13 protein-coding genes are annotated in these 15,544 nt (G+C 54.5%); 12 read left to right on the top strand and 1 reads right to left on the bottom strand.

Going from position 1 to position 15,544, the window contains the following annotated elements; all coding sequences use genetic code 11:
• Positions 1–122 precede the first annotated feature (122 nt).
• From ftsW to recN, 12 genes are all read left to right on the top strand, one after another.
• A complete protein-coding gene (ftsW, locus tag AB9F29_RS03745; RefSeq protein ID WP_335585867.1) occupies positions 123–1,313 on the top strand; it encodes a putative lipid II flippase FtsW in 1,191 nt (396 codons plus the stop codon).
• Positions 1,313–2,425 (top strand): glycosyltransferase, encoded by a 1,113-nt coding sequence (locus tag AB9F29_RS03740; RefSeq protein ID WP_369754640.1) that lies wholly within the window; start codon positions 1,313–1,315, stop codon positions 2,423–2,425. The genes ftsW and AB9F29_RS03740 overlap by 1 nt, the downstream gene beginning before the upstream one ends.
• Positions 2,422–3,834, top strand: coding sequence for a UDP-N-acetylmuramate--L-alanine ligase (murC, locus tag AB9F29_RS03735; protein WP_369754639.1), 1,413 nt, complete (start codon positions 2,422–2,424; stop codon positions 3,832–3,834). Before AB9F29_RS03740 ends, murC begins: the two co-directional genes overlap by 4 nt.
• A 19-nt stretch (positions 3,835–3,853) precedes the next feature.
• The gene (locus AB9F29_RS03730; RefSeq protein WP_369754638.1) at positions 3,854–4,117 is read left to right on the top strand and encodes a DUF2484 family protein; all 264 of its coding nucleotides are present in this window, start codon (positions 3,854–3,856) and stop codon (positions 4,115–4,117) included.
• A 57-nt stretch (positions 4,118–4,174) separates the two neighbouring features.
• Positions 4,175–5,113: a UDP-N-acetylmuramate dehydrogenase gene (gene murB / locus AB9F29_RS03725; protein ID WP_369754637.1), complete on the top strand. Its 939-nt coding sequence runs from the start codon at positions 4,175–4,177 to the stop codon at positions 5,111–5,113.
• Between the two features lie 227 nt (positions 5,114–5,340).
• Positions 5,341–6,255 (top strand): D-alanine--D-alanine ligase, encoded by a 915-nt coding sequence (locus AB9F29_RS03720; RefSeq protein ID WP_369754636.1) that lies wholly within the window; start codon positions 5,341–5,343, stop codon positions 6,253–6,255.
• Positions 6,243–7,175, top strand: coding sequence for a cell division protein FtsQ/DivIB (locus AB9F29_RS03715; RefSeq protein WP_369754635.1), 933 nt, complete (start codon positions 6,243–6,245; stop codon positions 7,173–7,175). Before AB9F29_RS03720 ends, AB9F29_RS03715 begins: the two co-directional genes overlap by 13 nt.
• On the top strand, positions 7,172–8,506 hold the full coding sequence (gene ftsA / locus AB9F29_RS03710; protein ID WP_369754634.1) for a cell division protein FtsA: 1,335 nt from the start codon (positions 7,172–7,174) through the stop codon (positions 8,504–8,506). The genes AB9F29_RS03715 and ftsA overlap by 4 nt, the downstream gene beginning before the upstream one ends.
• Positions 8,507–8,685: 179 nt before the next feature.
• Positions 8,686–10,281 (top strand): cell division protein FtsZ, encoded by a 1,596-nt coding sequence (gene ftsZ, locus AB9F29_RS03705; protein WP_369754633.1) that lies wholly within the window; start codon positions 8,686–8,688, stop codon positions 10,279–10,281.
• A gap of 211 nt (positions 10,282–10,492) precedes the next feature.
• Positions 10,493–11,413: a UDP-3-O-acyl-N-acetylglucosamine deacetylase gene (gene lpxC / locus AB9F29_RS03700; RefSeq protein ID WP_335585875.1), complete on the top strand. Its 921-nt coding sequence runs from the start codon at positions 10,493–10,495 to the stop codon at positions 11,411–11,413.
• Between the two features lie 108 nt (positions 11,414–11,521).
• Positions 11,522–12,361, top strand: a complete 840-nt coding sequence (locus tag AB9F29_RS03695) for an outer membrane protein assembly factor BamD (RefSeq protein ID WP_039001328.1) — start codon at positions 11,522–11,524, stop codon at positions 12,359–12,361.
• 16 nt (positions 12,362–12,377) lie between these two features.
• Positions 12,378–14,030: a DNA repair protein RecN gene (recN, locus tag AB9F29_RS03690; protein ID WP_369754632.1), complete on the top strand. Its 1,653-nt coding sequence runs from the start codon at positions 12,378–12,380 to the stop codon at positions 14,028–14,030.
• Positions 14,031–14,095: 65 nt separating this feature from the next.
• On the opposite strand, the gene AB9F29_RS03685 is transcribed toward recN, so the two are convergent.
• Complete coding sequence (locus tag AB9F29_RS03685; RefSeq protein WP_369754631.1) at positions 14,096–15,466, bottom strand: FAD-binding oxidoreductase; 1,371 nt, start codon at positions 15,464–15,466, stop codon at positions 14,096–14,098.
• Positions 15,467–15,544: the final 78 nt, after the last annotated feature.

Below are 15,544 nucleotides of genomic sequence, written 5' to 3'. Positions count from 1 at the left end.
GAAAAGACCCACTAAATCCATCCTTTGGGTGGGTCTTTTTGCTGGATTAATCTGCGGTTTTTGCGTAGACTTTTCCCCAGACCCGGCAAACGGGCGATCAGAGGCAGTATAGGCGGTACCCCATGACCGAGATGGTATATGGTTCTCTCCCCCATTCGGGCGGTGAACCCGTGCTCCCACGTTGGTGGCGCACAATTGATAAATGGACAGCAGTCTTTATTCTTTTGCTCTTTGCAATTGGCATCCTTCTTGGGTTGGCTGCTTCTCCGCCTTTGGCCGAAAAGAACGGGTTTGCCCCGTTTCACTATGTTCAACGCCAAGCGTTTTTCGGGATGGTCGCCCTTGTGGTGATGATTTTCATTTCGATGATGTCGCCCGTTATGGTGCGCCGCCTTGGCGTTTTGGGCTTCGTTTGTGCCTTTGTTGCCCTGTTGTTTTTGCCCTTTTTGGGGACGGATTTTGGCAAGGGGGCGGTGCGTTGGTATTCCCTCGGTTTTGCCTCGGTTCAGCCGAGCGAGTTTCTCAAACCTGGTTTTGTGATTGTGACTGCGTGGTTGATGGCGGCAAGTCAGGAAATTAACGGCCCTCCTGGTAAAACCCTTTCGTTCGCTTTTCTGGTTTTTATCGTTGGTTTGCTTGCATTGCAGCCTGATTTTGGGCAAGCGGCGCTGGTTTTGTTTGGCTGGGGTGTGATGTATTTTGTGGCTGGCGCGCCGTTTTTATTGCTTATCGGCATGGCGGCTTTGGTGGTTTTGGGCGGCTCGTTTGCCTATAATAATTCCGAACACTTTGCCCGCCGTATCGATGGATTTTTAAATCCAGAAATTGATCCGACAACACAGATCGGTTACGCCACCAACGCCATTCAAGAGGGCGGATTCTTTGGAGTTGGTGTTGGCGAGGGGCAAGTGAAATGGTCACTGCCTGATGCGCACACCGATTTTATTATCGCCGTTGCGGCGGAAGAGTATGGTCTGTTGCTTGTTCTGGCGATCATTATGCTTTTTCTTGTAATTACAGTGCGCTCTCTCCTGCGGTTAATGCGCGAACGCGATCAGTTTACGCGACTGGCTGGCACAGGTTTGGCCTGTATGTTTGGCATCCAAGCCTTTGTGAATATGGGGGTTGCGGTGCGGCTTTTGCCCGCTAAGGGGATGACGCTTCCGTTTGTGAGTTATGGCGGCAGTTCTTTGGTCGCAGGTGGGATTGCACTTGGCATGTTGCTTGCGCTAACACGCAGTCGACCACAGGGCGTTATTGGCGACCATTTCGTTGGGCGTGGACGCGGAACTTTAGGGACGGATCAAGGTTAATGTCAGGACCTCTTTTAATCATCGCTGCGGGCGGAACGGGCGGGCACATGTTCCCCGCACAGGCTTTAGCCGAAGCGATGTTGGCCAAAGGTTGGTCTGTAAAACTTTCGACCGATGCGCGCGGCGCGCGATATGCGGGCGGATTTCCACCAGACGTCGAGATCGAAACGCTCTCGAGCGCGACGTTCGCGCGGGGCGGATTGTTGGCAAAGGCGATTGTGCCATTTCGTGTGTTCGGCGGAGTCCTCGCGGCGGTTTGGAAGATGTATCGTGATAAGCCTGCTGTTGTCGTGGGCTTTGGCGGATATCCGTCGATTCCGGCTGTTGCTGCAGCATGGATTTTGCGTCGCCCTCGGGCGTTGCACGAACAGAATGGCATCCTTGGACGTGTGAATAAACTTTTTGCCAAACACGTGGATGCCGTGGCCTGTGGTACGTGGCCGACGGATCTTCCTGAGGGGGTTGAGGGGCACGAAGTTGGCAATCCGGTGCGCAGCGAGATTTTGGATCGCGCGGGGGCTGGGTACATAGAACCGGGTGATTATCCGATGTCGATCCTTGTGATGGGCGGAAGCCAAGGCGCGCGCATTCTTTCGGATATTGTCCCCGCAGCCATTGCCGCCTTGCCAGATAGCTTGCGCCGCAACATCCGTGTAGATCAACAGGCGCGCGAAGAAGATTTAGAGCGGGTCACCGCGTTTTATCGTGAGGCCGAAATCAAGGCGGACGTAAAGCCGTTTTTCAAAGACGTGCCGCGCAGAATGTCGGAATGCCAATTAGTCATTGCGCGTTCGGGCGCCAGTACGGTTGCTGATATTTCGATCATTGGTCGCCCCTCCATTTTGGTGCCTTATGCTGCCGCGACGGGGGATCACCAGACGGTGAATGCCCAAGGTTTGGTGGATGCGCAGGCTGCAAAACTCTTGCAGGAAGCCGATTTCACAGTCGAGAATTTAACCGCATTGATCTTAGGGGTGATCACTCATCCCGATAAAGCAAATTCAATGGCGCGCGCAGCCCTTGGCTGTGGCAAGCCCGACGCGACTCAGCGCCTTGTTGCGCTCGTCGACTCGCTCCGCGAACATCCCCTAAGCACCGAGGCTCACACATGAACCGTCAAGCGACCAAACTTCCCATCGAAATGGGTGCCATTCATTTTGTCGGGATTGGTGGCATTGGGATGTCGGGCATTGCAGAAATGCTTTTGGATCAAGGCTATCAGGTTCAGGGCAGTGACTTAAAAGCCAGCAAGATCACTGAGCGTTTGGTCGGGCTTGGGGCGACAGTATTTTTTGGGCAAAAGGCCGAAAATCTGGAAAACGCCGAAGTGGTGGTTATTTCAAGCGCGATCAAGGCGGGTAATCCGGAGTTGGATGCCGCTCGCGCCACGGGGCTTCCCGTTGTGCGCCGTGCAGAAATGTTGGCCGAATTGATGCGGCTGAAATCCAATATCGCCGTTGCGGGAACGCATGGCAAAACAACAACGACGACTATGGTGGCCACGTTGCTAGATGCGGGCGGGCTTGACCCGACGGTGATCAATGGCGGCATTATTCACGCCTACGGGTCCAACGCGCGCATGGGTACGGGCGAATGGATGGTGGTCGAGGCCGACGAGAGTGACGGAACTTTTAACCGTCTTCCGGCCACGATTGCGATCGTCACAAATATCGATCCCGAGCATATGGAACACTGGGGCGATTTCGATACGTTGCGCCAAGGGTTCCTTGATTTCGTGTCAAATATACCCTTCTACGGCGTTGCGGTATGTTGTACCGATCACCCCGAAGTTCAGTCCCTTGTGGGCAAAATAACTGACCGCCGCGTGATTACATTTGGGTTCAACGCCCAAGCGGATGTACGGGCGACCAACCTGAAATATAAAGAGGGCGTGGCGCATTTCGACATCGCGCTGAAGGCCGAAAATCTGGTGATTGAGGATTGTTCCTTGCCGATGCCGGGGGACCACAATGTGTCCAACGCGCTTTCGGCAGTTGCGGTCGCGCATCATTTGGGTGTTTCGCCCGCAGACATCAAATCAGCGTTGAAAAACTTTGCCGGGGTGAACCGTCGTTTCACCAAGGTTGGTGAAGTGAATGGGGTCACAATCATCGACGATTATGGGCACCACCCCGTGGAGATTGCGGCGGTGCTTAAAGCGGCGCGGCAGGCCACATCGCACACCGAAGGCGCGCGCGTTATTGCGGTACATCAACCGCACCGTTACAGCCGCTTGCATACCTTGTTTGAGGATTTCTGTACCTGCTTCAACGACGCGGATGTCGTCGGCATTTCCGATGTTTTCTCGGCGGGTGAAGACGTGATTGAGGGCGCGACCCGCGATGATTTGATTGCGGGTCTTATTCGTCACGGCCACCGCCACGCGCGCGCCGTCACCAGCGAAGAGGATTTGGTGCGTCTTGTGCGTGAGCAAACCAAACCCGGCGATATGGTGGTGTGTTTGGGCGCGGGGACGATTTCGGCTTGGGCAAATAATCTTCCAAACCTCATGAAAGACTAGGTAACACAAGGGCAAGAATATGGATTTAGGAATACCGGTCTCAGGATTTCTAGCGCTGCTATGGCTGCTGATTGCCAACGTCGTTGGCTTTTTTCCGAGCAAAAAGAAACATTGGCCCGCAGCCTATGTCCTTATGAGCATCGGTCTGCCGATAACAGTTTATCTGTTTTATGAAAGCGGATTCTGGATAGGGGTGCTTTTCCTAATTGCTGCGGGCTCGATTTTTAGATGGCCATTGATCTTTCTCCTCCGTCGCCTTGGTCTTCTGAAAACCCCGTCTTAGGGCTGGAAACGCCTCTGTTTCGCGCTATAACCACCGAAATTAAAACGGGCGCATAACATGACTCTTGATCCCAATTCCTTGCCGCAGGTGCGCGGTGTTCTGACTTTTGACAAGGACCTCTCGGGGTTGACGTGGTTGCGTGTAGGCGGGCCTGCGGATGTCTTATTTCAGCCTGTGGACATTGAAGATTTGCAATATTTTCTGCGCGAATTGCCGCGCGATATTCCCGTATTTCCGATGGGAGTCGGTAGCAATCTGATTGTGCGCGATGGGGGTATTCGCGGTGTGGTGATCCGTCTTGGGCGTGGCTTCAATGGAATTGAATTTGACGGCCAAGACGTGACCGCAGGGGCGGCGGCATTGGATGCGCATGTGGCCAGAAAAGCGGCGGCTGCGGGCGTTGATTTGACATTTTTGCGCACAATCCCAGGTGCAATTGGCGGTGCTGTTGCGATGAATGCGGGATGCTATGGACGCTACATCGCGGATGTATTTCAGTCCGCCCGGATTGTGACGCGGGAGGGCGAGGTGAAAACGCTCTTAAGTGCTGAATTGGCGTTCGCGTATCGCAATTCGGATTTGCCGGAAGGTGCGGTTTTGGTTGATGCGGTTTTTCGTGGCGCGCGGGGGGATTCGGTCGAGCTTGAGGCGCTTATGGCCGCGCAGCTCAAAAAACGCGACGAAACCCAGCCCACCAAGGACCGCACGGCCGGAAGTACTTTCCGAAATCCTGCGGGGTTTAGCTCTACGGGACAGGCCGATGATGTGCATGATTTGAAGGCTTGGAAGGTTATTGATGACGCCGGAATGCGCGGTGCGCGACGGGGCGGGGCGGTTATGAACGAGATGCACAGCAACTTCTTGACCAATGCGGGGGGCGCGACGGCTGCTGATTTGGAAGAATTGGGCGAAGAAGTACGAAAAAAGGTTTTCAAAAACAGTTCAATAGAGTTAGTATGGGAAATTAAGCGCATCGGCGAACCGACGACCCCGTAAATTTCGAATATTTTCTGGAAAACCGGTGAAAACAGACGCGCAAATCAAGAACTAGCGGCAGATCCGCGTAGATTCTGGCACAGGAAAAGCCAAGCTACGCAACAAAAATAAAAAGCGAACTATCTGGATTCGGGCGTTCTGCGTTTGAAACCTTGAGTAGAATCAGATGCCCAAAATCGGGCGCACCAAGATCCTCATAGAAGGGTCGCAAATGATAAGAGGCGGGCATGTCGAGCAGGGCATCCCAAAAAGTGGCAGTATTGCTGGGAGGACCTTCTGCGGAACGCGAAGTTTCTCTCTCAAGTGGGCGCGGTTGCGCGGCTGTACTTCGGGACGAAGGATTTGAGGTTGTTGAACTGGACGCGGGTCCAGACCTAGCTGCACGTCTTCTTGAGATTGCCCCAGACGTTGTTTTTAACGCGTTGCATGGGCGTTGGGGTGAGGATGGATGCGTCCAAGGCTTGCTCGAATGGCTCAAAATTCCCTATACACATTCCGGCGTTTTGGCTTCGGCTCTCGCGATGGACAAGGAACGCTCCAAGGAAATGTTTCGCGCGGCGGGTTTGCCCGTTTGCGAGAGCGGTCTTTTTGCGAAATCGGAGGTCGCCGCGCGCCATGTGATGGCGCCGCCTTACGTTGTGAAGCCTAATAACGAAGGTTCCTCTGTTGGCGTTTATCTGGTGGCCGAGGGTGCAAATACCCCGCCAAACCTTTCCGATGATATGCCCGAAATCGTCATGGTCGAGGCCTTCGCGCCGGGCCGTGAATTAACCACAACTGTCTTTGGCGACCGTGCCCTTGGGGTGACGGATATCCTGACCGATGGTTGGTACGATTACGATGCAAAATATGTGCCCGGCGGCTCTCGTCATGTGGTGCCTGCCGATCTTCCGCCCGAGATCACCGCAGCGTGCCTGGACTATGCCCGCCGGGCCCATGTGGCCTTGGGATGTCGCGGTGTTTCGCGCACGGATTTCCGCTGGGATGAAGCGCGTGGCCTTGATGGGTTGATCCTGTTGGAAACCAACACTCAACCCGGAATGACCCCAACGTCGCTGACGCCTGAACAGGCAGATGTATTTGGCATCGGGTTTGGCGGCTTGTGCCGTTGGCTGGTGGAGGATGCATCATGTCAGAGGTAGGCTTTAATTCTGGCGCGCGTCAGGTCGCAGGTCTCTCTTCGCGTCGTACCCAGTCCCCTAAACGTGATCCCGCCCCAAGCCGTGTCGCCTATCGCGCCCAGCGGCTTTGGCTCACACCGACGTTTCGTAAAATTGTGCGTGTTGGCTTGCCCGTTTTGGTTGTCAGTATGATTACTGGGGGCCTATTGGCGAGTGCCGATCGTCGGCAGGCGATTGTGGATTGGTCGCTGCAATTGCGCGAGGATATTGAGCATCGCCCCGCATTTATGGTGCATATGATGGCCGTGGACGGGGCCTCGATTGAGCTTGCCGAAGATATTCGAGAAGTTTTCCCTCTGGATTTTCCGATGAGTTCGTTTGATCTGGATTTGCAGCAAATGCATGCGGCTATTTCCGAACTTGATGCGGTGGCCTCGGTGAATGTGCAGGTGCGCGTTGGCGGCGTATTGCAGGTGAGCGTCGATGAGCGCGTGCCGGTAATTGTTTGGCGCGGCACTGACGCGGTTGAATTGTTAGATGCCGAAGGGCATCGCGTTGTACAGGTGCCTGCGCGGGCCTCGCGCCCTGATTTGCCATTGGTGACGGGATTTGGTGCCGATAAAGCCATTCCAGAAGCCCTTGAACTGTTGGCCTCCGCGGCTCCGATTTACGACCACGTGCGCGGTCTTGTGCGGGTGGGCGAGCGTCGGTGGGACCTTGTATTGGACAATGGCCAACGGGTTCTTTTGCCCGAAACAAATCCCCGCCAAGCGCTGCACCGCGTGATTGCGCTGAATACAGTCAGGGATTTGTTGGCGCGCAACGTGGCCGTCATTGATATGCGGCTTGAAAAGCGCCCAACCCTTCGCCTTAAAGAGCCTGTTCCAGAAGTCTCGCCCGAAGATGCCCCCATTATTAATAGCGGAGCCCAGTATCCATGACCGATCTTTACCAAAGCCAACGAGCGATGCGCAACATGAGAGAAGCCGCCATGCAGCGCGGTGTTGTGGCAATTTTGGATGTGGGAACGTCGAAAATCGCATGTTTGATATTGCGCTTTGACGGACCGGAAAAACCCCACGATTTTGATGGTGTTGGCTCGATGGCAGGGCAGAGCAGTTTTCGGGTTATTGGAGCGGCAACCACGCGGTCGCGTGGAGTGAGTTTCGGGGAAATTGACGCAATGGCCGAAACAGAGCGTGCCATTCGCACCGCTGTTCAAGCCGCACAAAAAATGGCCAATCTGCGGGTCGATCACGTAATCGCGTGTTTTTCGGGTGCACGGCCACGGTCCTATGGATTGGCGGGTAGCATTGATGTTCAGGAACGGACCGTCAGCGAACAGGATGTCGCACGTGTTTTGTCGGCCTGTGAAGTGCCAGAGTTCGGGGCAGGGCGTGAAGTTTTACATGCCCAACCGGTAAATTTTGCGCTGGACCACCGCACGGGCCTTGGCGATCCACGCGGGCAAATCGGCAATCGTTTGGCTGCGGACATGCATGTTTTGACCGTCGACGCGAATGCCATTCAAAATCTGATTTATTGTATCAAACGGTGCGATCTCGAACTCGCGGGTATGGCCTCGAGTTCATATGCTTCGGCGATTTCGGCCTTGGTTGAGGACGAGCAAGAGCTTGGCGCGGCCTGTATCGATTTGGGTGGCGGTTCTACGGGACTGTCGATTTTCATGAAAAAACACATGATCTATTCTGACTCGGTTCGACTGGGGGGCGATCACATCACCAACGATATTTCCAAAGGCCTTCAAGTGCCGATGGCAACTGCGGAACGGATCAAAACCCTGTTTGGTGGCGTTGTCGCCACGGGAATGGACGACCGCGAAAAAATTGAAGTTGGTGGGGACTGCGGCGATTGGGAAAAAGACCGTCGTACCGTTAGTCGCGCTGAATTGATCGGGATTATGCGACCACGGGTCGAGGAAATTCTCGAGGAGACGCGGGCGCGTCTTGAGGCCGCCGGATTTGATCACCTGCCAAGCCAGCAAATTGTTCTGACCGGCGGTGGAAGCCAAATTCCCGGCCTTGATGGTTTGGCCACGCGCATCCTAGGACAGCGCGTGCGGATGGGGCGTCCGCTACGGGTTCAGGGCTTGCCTCAATCGGCTACGGGGGCGGCTTTTGCCTCCTCGGTTGGGCTATGTTTGTTTGCTGCAAACCCGCAAGATGAGTGGTGGGACTTCGATATTCCCACAGAACGGTATCCAGCACGGTCGGTAAAACGCGCCGTGAAATGGTTCAAAGATAATTGGTAAACGCAAAATATGGTAGTTTCGGCAAGATATCGCCAAACTTTTCGGCCTGACGGACTATATTTTGTGTCATTAACGCGTTTTTTTCGTGACGTTTGACAAATTTCTCGATAAAATCGGTGCAAATCAGGCAAATTTGTCGCCCCGGGACGGGTGGCACTGTATCACAGGCGGACCAGTCGATGACTTTAAATCTTAGTATTCACGAGCAAGACGATCTCAAACCACGGATCACCGTTTTCGGTGTTGGTGGAGCCGGCGGTAACGCCGTAAACAACATGATCGACAAACAACTCGATGGTGTTGAGTTTGTGGTCGCGAATACCGACGCCCAAGCGTTGCAGCAGAGCAAATCCACAGCACGCATTCAAATGGGCATCAAGGTCACTGAAGGTCTGGGCGCGGGGGCACGGCCTTCCGTAGGTTCCGCCGCTGCTGAAGAAAGCATCGAACAGATCGTTGACCACCTCGCGGGCGCGCACATGTGCTTCATTACCGCAGGTATGGGGGGCGGTACCGGAACCGGCGCGGCGCCAATCATCGCGCAGGCCGCGCGCGAGTTGGGTGTTTTGACCGTAGGCGTTGTGACCAAACCGTTCCAATTCGAGGGCGCGAAACGGATGCGTCAAGCCGAAGAGGGCGTTGAAGCGCTGCAAAAAGTTGTCGATACCCTGATCATCATTCCGAACCAAAACCTATTCCGTTTGGCGAATGAAAAAACAACATTTACCGAAGCCTTTAGTCTTGCGGACGACGTTCTGTATCAAGGTGTCAAAGGTGTAACCGACCTTATGGTTCGCCCCGGCATCATCAACCTCGACTTTGCAGATGTGCGTTCCGTGATGGACGAAATGGGCAAAGCGATGATGGGAACGGGCGAAGCCACAGGCGAAGATCGCGCCGTTCAAGCCGCCGAAAAAGCCATCGCGAACCCCTTGCTTGACGAAATTAGCCTGCGCGGCGCACGCGGCGTTCTTATCAATATTACAGGTGGCTACGACCTCACATTGTTCGAACTCGACGAAGCGGCCAACCGCATTCGCGAGGAAGTCGATCCAGAGGCGAACATCATCGTTGGCTCGACTTTGGACACTGAAATGGAAGGCGTCATGCGCGTTTCCGTAGTGGCCACTGGAATTGACGCCCGTGTCGGCGCCGGAGAAGTTCCCGTAGCGCGTCGTTCCCTCGCAGAACCGTTGAAGCATTCCTCACTTGCCGATGAAGTTGCTCAAGAATTGAGCCAAGCCGCAGAAGCACAAGGCAAAGAACCTTCCTTGTTTGCTGAGCCGGAAGCTGAAAAAGAAACGCCTTCTTTCTTTGCGCCAACTCCACGGGCCAAGGAAGAAGTTCCTGCTCCCGCATACCAACCGCAACAACAAGCGGCTCCTTCGCCTCAGTTTGCTGAAGAGCCAGTACGGTTTGAGAGCGAAGCCGAAGGTTTTGTCGCTCCTAAACCTCGGACACCGGGAACGCCTTCTCCTGAAGCGTTGGATCGTCTTCGCGCCGCGGCTTCGAAAGTTCCGCATGCTCCGGCTGGTTATGGTCAAACTGCAGCAAAGCCTGCTCCTCAGCCACAAGCTGAACCTGAAAAACCACGCTTTGGGATCAACTCTTTGATCAACCGAATGACAGGCCACGCAGCCGAGGAGGGCGCGCGTACAGCTACTGCACGCCAGCAACCACAGGTGCAGGCCCCCGTTGCTGAAACCGAACATGAGCCGGATCCTGAGCAAGAGCGTATCGACATTCCAGCGTTTTTGCGCCGCCAAGCTAACTAAATATTTCAACAGTTGTAACAATTGGGCTGCCCTTCGGGGTGGCCCTTTTTTGTTTAATTACAATGCGTTGCATATTTTTGCGCAAACAACCGCCTAGGTGAAAAGCGCATGTTTCATTCAGTTGCAAAGATTGAATTGTACATAACACAGTGGGAGCTTATCTCTCCTGTGTCGGAGCAAAGAACGTTCCGAGGCCGTTATGGAGCATCCATTGCAAACTACTTTGAACAAGCCAATTACATTTCGCGGAATAGGTCTCCACTCTGGGGCCCCTGTTCGCATGGTTGTAAAACCGGCGGCAGTGGATAGCGGAATTTGGTTTGTCAGGAGCGACCTTGAAGGGGATAACCGTATCCCCGCGTTATATGATGCGACGACGCCTGCGCAGCTTTGCACCCGTGTCGCAAATGCCTCTGGCGCTTCCGTTTCAACGATCGAACATATCATGGCCGCGCTCGCAGGGTGTGGCGTACAAAACGCTGTGATCGACGTAGACGGCCCAGAAATCCCCGTTCTCGACGGAAGTTCCGCCGAATTTGTGACCGCTATTTTAATGGTCGGGCGCAAGGATCTTAAAGCACCAATCCGAGCGTTGAAGATTTTGAAAACTGTGGAAGTACGTGACGGCGACGCAATCGCCCGTATCGAGCCCGCAGAAACTTTGCATATCGATTTCCACATTCGTTTCAATGACGCTGCCATTGGCAAACAAGATAAGAAACTTAGCATGGCAAATGGCGCTTTTGTGCGCGAACTTTGCGATAGCCGGACTTTTTGTCGACAATCTGATGTCGATGCGATGCGTGCCGCAGGGCTTGCTTTGGGCGGTTCTGTGAAGAATGCCGTTGTGATTGATGGTGATGACGTCTTGACGCCTGGTGGCCTACGTCACCGCGACGAGGCTGTGCGCCACAAAATGCTCGACGCGTTAGGCGATCTTGCCCTCGCTGGCGGACCCATTTTGGGGCGCTACACAGGGATTCGCGCGGGGCATGCCCTCACCAACAAACTCCTCAGAGCAATTTTTGCAGACGCCAATGCTTGGGAATGGGTGAAATGCGACGCCCGCGTCTCTGCGCGTTTGCCCGGCGCTGGCCTGCACGCCACCGATATCCCGATTGCGGCCGAATAAATCCCTTCCTAATGTAACGTAAAGACGTTTTGCCTAGGATTTTTCTGTGCTAGAACGGCGTGAGGTTTGGGGTTTTCCCCTTCGAACAGATTTTAAAGGTGGCGCTGAATGAGACGCGCAGCGGCTTGGCCAACTCGAATTACTTTGCTTTGCGGTCTCACGTTGTTGATGGCCTGCGGCGGCAATTCCAGCAAAGATATCCCCCTCGAGACGTTTACTCCCGAGGAGATTTATACTCGTGCGGAATTTGATCTTGAGGCGGGTGACCCCGAAGAAGCCGCGCGGCTGTTTGGCGAAGTTGAACGCCTTTACCCCTATTCCGAATGGGCAAAACGCGCATTGATCATGCAAGCGTTCTCCTATCATCGCGATCAGGACTATGAAAATAGCCGTATCGCGGCACAACGTTTCATTGATTTCTACCCCGCTGAGGAGGATGTTGCTTACGCGCAATTCCTTTTGGCGCTGTCCTACTACGACCAAATTGATGAGGTTGGCCGCGATCAGGGCCTCACGTATCAAGCGTTGCAGCAATTGCGACTGGTAATCGAACGTCATCCAGACAGCGAATATGCGCGGTCAGCGATTCTGATGTTTGATCTCGCGTTTGATCATCTTGCGGCCAAAGAAATGGAAATTGGGCGCTACTACCTCAAAAAAGGACACTACGCTGCGGCGATCAATCGATTCCGTGTTGTGATCGAGGACTTCCAAACCACAAGTCACACTCCAGAGGCCTTGATGCGCCTCGTTGAGAGCTACTTGGCCTTGGGGTTTGTCGAAGAAGCTCAAACGGCTGCCGCCATTCTTGGATATAACTTCCGATCCACGGTTTGGTACCAAGACAGCTATGAATTGCTAAAAGGGCAAGGCCTTGAACCTGGGTTGTTTGGCGCGAATTGGATGGGTAAATTCTATCGCCAAGCTATTCGTGGCGAATGGCTGTAATTCTGCGAGATTTGCTGTGCTGCGCGGCTTAGAAATTCGAGACATGTTAATCATTGACCGGTTGGAACTTGAGTTCCAGCCGGGGTTAAATGTATTGACGGGAGAAACGGGTGCGGGAAAATCTATCCTATTGGATTCACTCGGTTTTGTCCTTGGTTGGCGCGGGCGTGCGGAGCTTGTTCGCGCCGGGGCCGAGCAAGGGGAAGTGACCGCGAGCTTTGAATTGCAGGACGATCATGCTGCATGGGGTGTCCTGCGCGACGCTGGGTTTCCAACCGCTGACGGAGAACTCATCCTACGGCGGATAAATACCATTGAAGGGCGTAAAACGGCGTGGATCAATGATCGGCGCTGTTCGGGAGAAGTGCTACGGGCCTTGTCGGAAACCCTCGTCGAATTGCACGGCCAGCACGATGATCGTGGCTTGCTCAACCCGCGCGGTCATCGTCAGATTTTGGACACCTACGCCACCTTGGATGGCGAACTTTCCGACGTGCGTTTGAAGTGGCGTGGGTTAAACGACGCCACAAAAGAATTGGAGAAGGCTGAGGCACATTTGGCCGAAATTCGCAAAGAAGAAGACTTCCTACGTCATGCTGTAGAGGAGCTGGATTTGCTCGCTCCCATGGCCGGAGAAGAACCAGAACTCGATACTTTGCGCCGTCAATTACAGGCCGCAGAACGGGTTTTGGACGACATCAATAAGGCGAATATGGCCTTGGGCGGCCACGGAGCGGAGGCGCAAATTTCCAATGCTATGAACTGGTTGGAGGATTCCGCCCTACAAATTGACGGCCAACTTGACGAAGCAATTGCCGCGTTGGGGCGCGCAATGGCTGAACTTTCGGATGCCATTCAGGCTGTCGATAGCACGGTTGAGCATCTGCGGTTTAACCCCATTGATTTGGAGGAAACCGAAGAGCGTCTTTTCGCCATTCGCGGGTTGGCGCGCAAGTACGAAGTATTGCCTGATGAGTTGGGCGCCCATGCGGATTCCCTGCGCCTTCGGCTTGAGACGTTAGACCAAAGTGTGGGCAATATGGCAGGTTTGAAGCGGGCCGTGGTCACCGCTCAATCTGCATATGATCTCGCGGCCCAAGACCTGTCAGAAAAGCGCGTTGACGCTGCCCGTAAACTGGATGCGGCTATGGCCAAGGAACTTGCGCCGCTCAAAATGGAGCGGGCTGTTTTTGCCACCGAAATTTCCGCCACTGAGCCGGGTCCAGAAGGGCAAGATGAAGCGATTTTTACCGTTGCCACCAATCCCGGTGCGCCGTCGGGGCCACTCAATAAAATTGCATCTGGCGGGGAACTTTCTCGGTTTCTTCTGGCGTTGAAGGTTTGTCTCACTTCCGAAACGCGCGGAACCACAATGATTTTTGACGAAATCGACCGCGGGGTCGGAGGGGCGACGGCAGATGCCGTTGGGCGCCGTTTGGCTGAGTTGGCGACGCTGGGGCAAATCCTTGTTGTGACTCACTCGCCGCAAGTCGCGGCCCTTGGCGCGCATCACTGGCGGGTTCAGAAATCGGTCGAGGATGGCATGACTCTTTCCACGGTTGTTGCTTTGGGGACAGATGAACGTGTGGATGAAGTGGCACGGATGCTGTCAGGCGATAGGATCACAGATCAGGCCCGCGCGGCCGCAAAAACTCTGCTTGCCGGATAGCATATTTCACACATTTTTTGCTTAATTTTTGGCTTTGAACGCGTGTTCTTTGACCTATTCTAGCATTAGGGCACGATTTTTCCCGGATTGAGGATGCCCGTTGGATCAAGTGCATTTTTGATTTGGCCCATCAAATCCCACGCCTCCTGACCGTGTTCCTGCGCCATGAGGTGCCGCTTCCCAAGGCCAATTCCGTGCTCGCCCGTGATGGTGCCACCCAAGGATATAGCGCGTTCGGCCATGGCCTGAGCGAGGCGTTTTGCCTCGGCCACTTCGCCTTCATTTTCGCGGTCGATTAACAGGATGGCGTGGAAGTTGCCGTCGCCCACGTGCCCCAAGATTGGACCAATGAGCGGTGAGGCATCAATATCCGCGCGGGTTTCGCGTACGGCTTTTGCAAGTTCAGAGATCGGAACGCAAACATCGGTGACGAGGGCGAAAGCGCCCGGTCGCAATGCCAAACACGCATAGTAGGCATTGTGGCGAATGCGCCAAAGAGCAGTGCGGTCTTCGGGTTTGTCGGACCAGTCAAAACCAGTGCCCCCCATTTCCTCAACGATCTCTCCAAACCTTTTGGCATCCTCGGCGACGGCGCGCTCGGAGCCGTGAAACTCCACCAGTAAATGTGGAGTCTCGGGCAATTTTGTGCCTGCGTAGGCGTTGAATGCCCCTGCGGTGGCCGCATCGACGAATTCTATACGAGCCATTGGAATGCCATACTGGATGGTCGTAATCACCGTTTCAATAGCGGCATCCATATTCTCAAATGCGCATGAAGCGGCGGAAATGGCCTCGGGTTGGCTTTGCAAGCGCAGGGTCAGCGAGGTGATGATTCCAAGTGTCCCTTCGCTGCCCAAAAACAGCGCCGTGAGGTCGTAGCCCGAGGATGATTTACGCACTGGGCCACCCGTTTTGACAATCCGTCCGTCAGCCAGAACCACGGTTAAGCCAAGGACATTGTCGCGCATGGTTCCATAACGCACGCTGGTCGTGCCGCTGGCGCGGGTGGCGGCCATGCCACCAAGCGACGCATTTGCCCCTGGATCGACGGGAAAAAACAAACCCGTTGTGCGAAGCTCTTGGTTAAGAGACTCGCGTGTTATCCCCGGTCCAACGGTCGCTGCAAAATCTTCGATCCGAAGGTCGCCTATTTGGCTCATCCGGATCATATCAAGGCAAATACCGCCCTGTGTCGCCAGCGCGTGCCCCTCAAGAGAAGTGCCTGCGCCCCACGCCACGACTGGGCAATCCTCAGCATGACAAATTTTTAGGATCTCTGAAACCTCTAGGGTGGTATCAGGATAGGCTACAGCATCAGGCGGGGTGAGTGGGAAATATGTTTCGCTCTGCCCGTGGTTGTTCAGATCGGACTTGGAACGAGAGAGGCGATCGCCTAACAGTAAAGATAGCTTGGTTAAAGCGGAGTGAATGGTCATCGCGGCCCCTCTATTTACACCACGCATGAGCCTAGGCGATGTTATACGCTGGGGAAACCCTCTCGAGGGAAAACGCGC

This window comes from Falsihalocynthiibacter sp. S25ZX9 (assembly GCF_041205405.1).
Taxonomy (GTDB): Bacteria; Pseudomonadota; Alphaproteobacteria; order Rhodobacterales; family Rhodobacteraceae; genus Falsihalocynthiibacter; species Falsihalocynthiibacter arcticus.
Note: the sequence above shows the minus strand (reverse complement) of the source record. Positions and strands in the feature narration are given on the sequence as shown.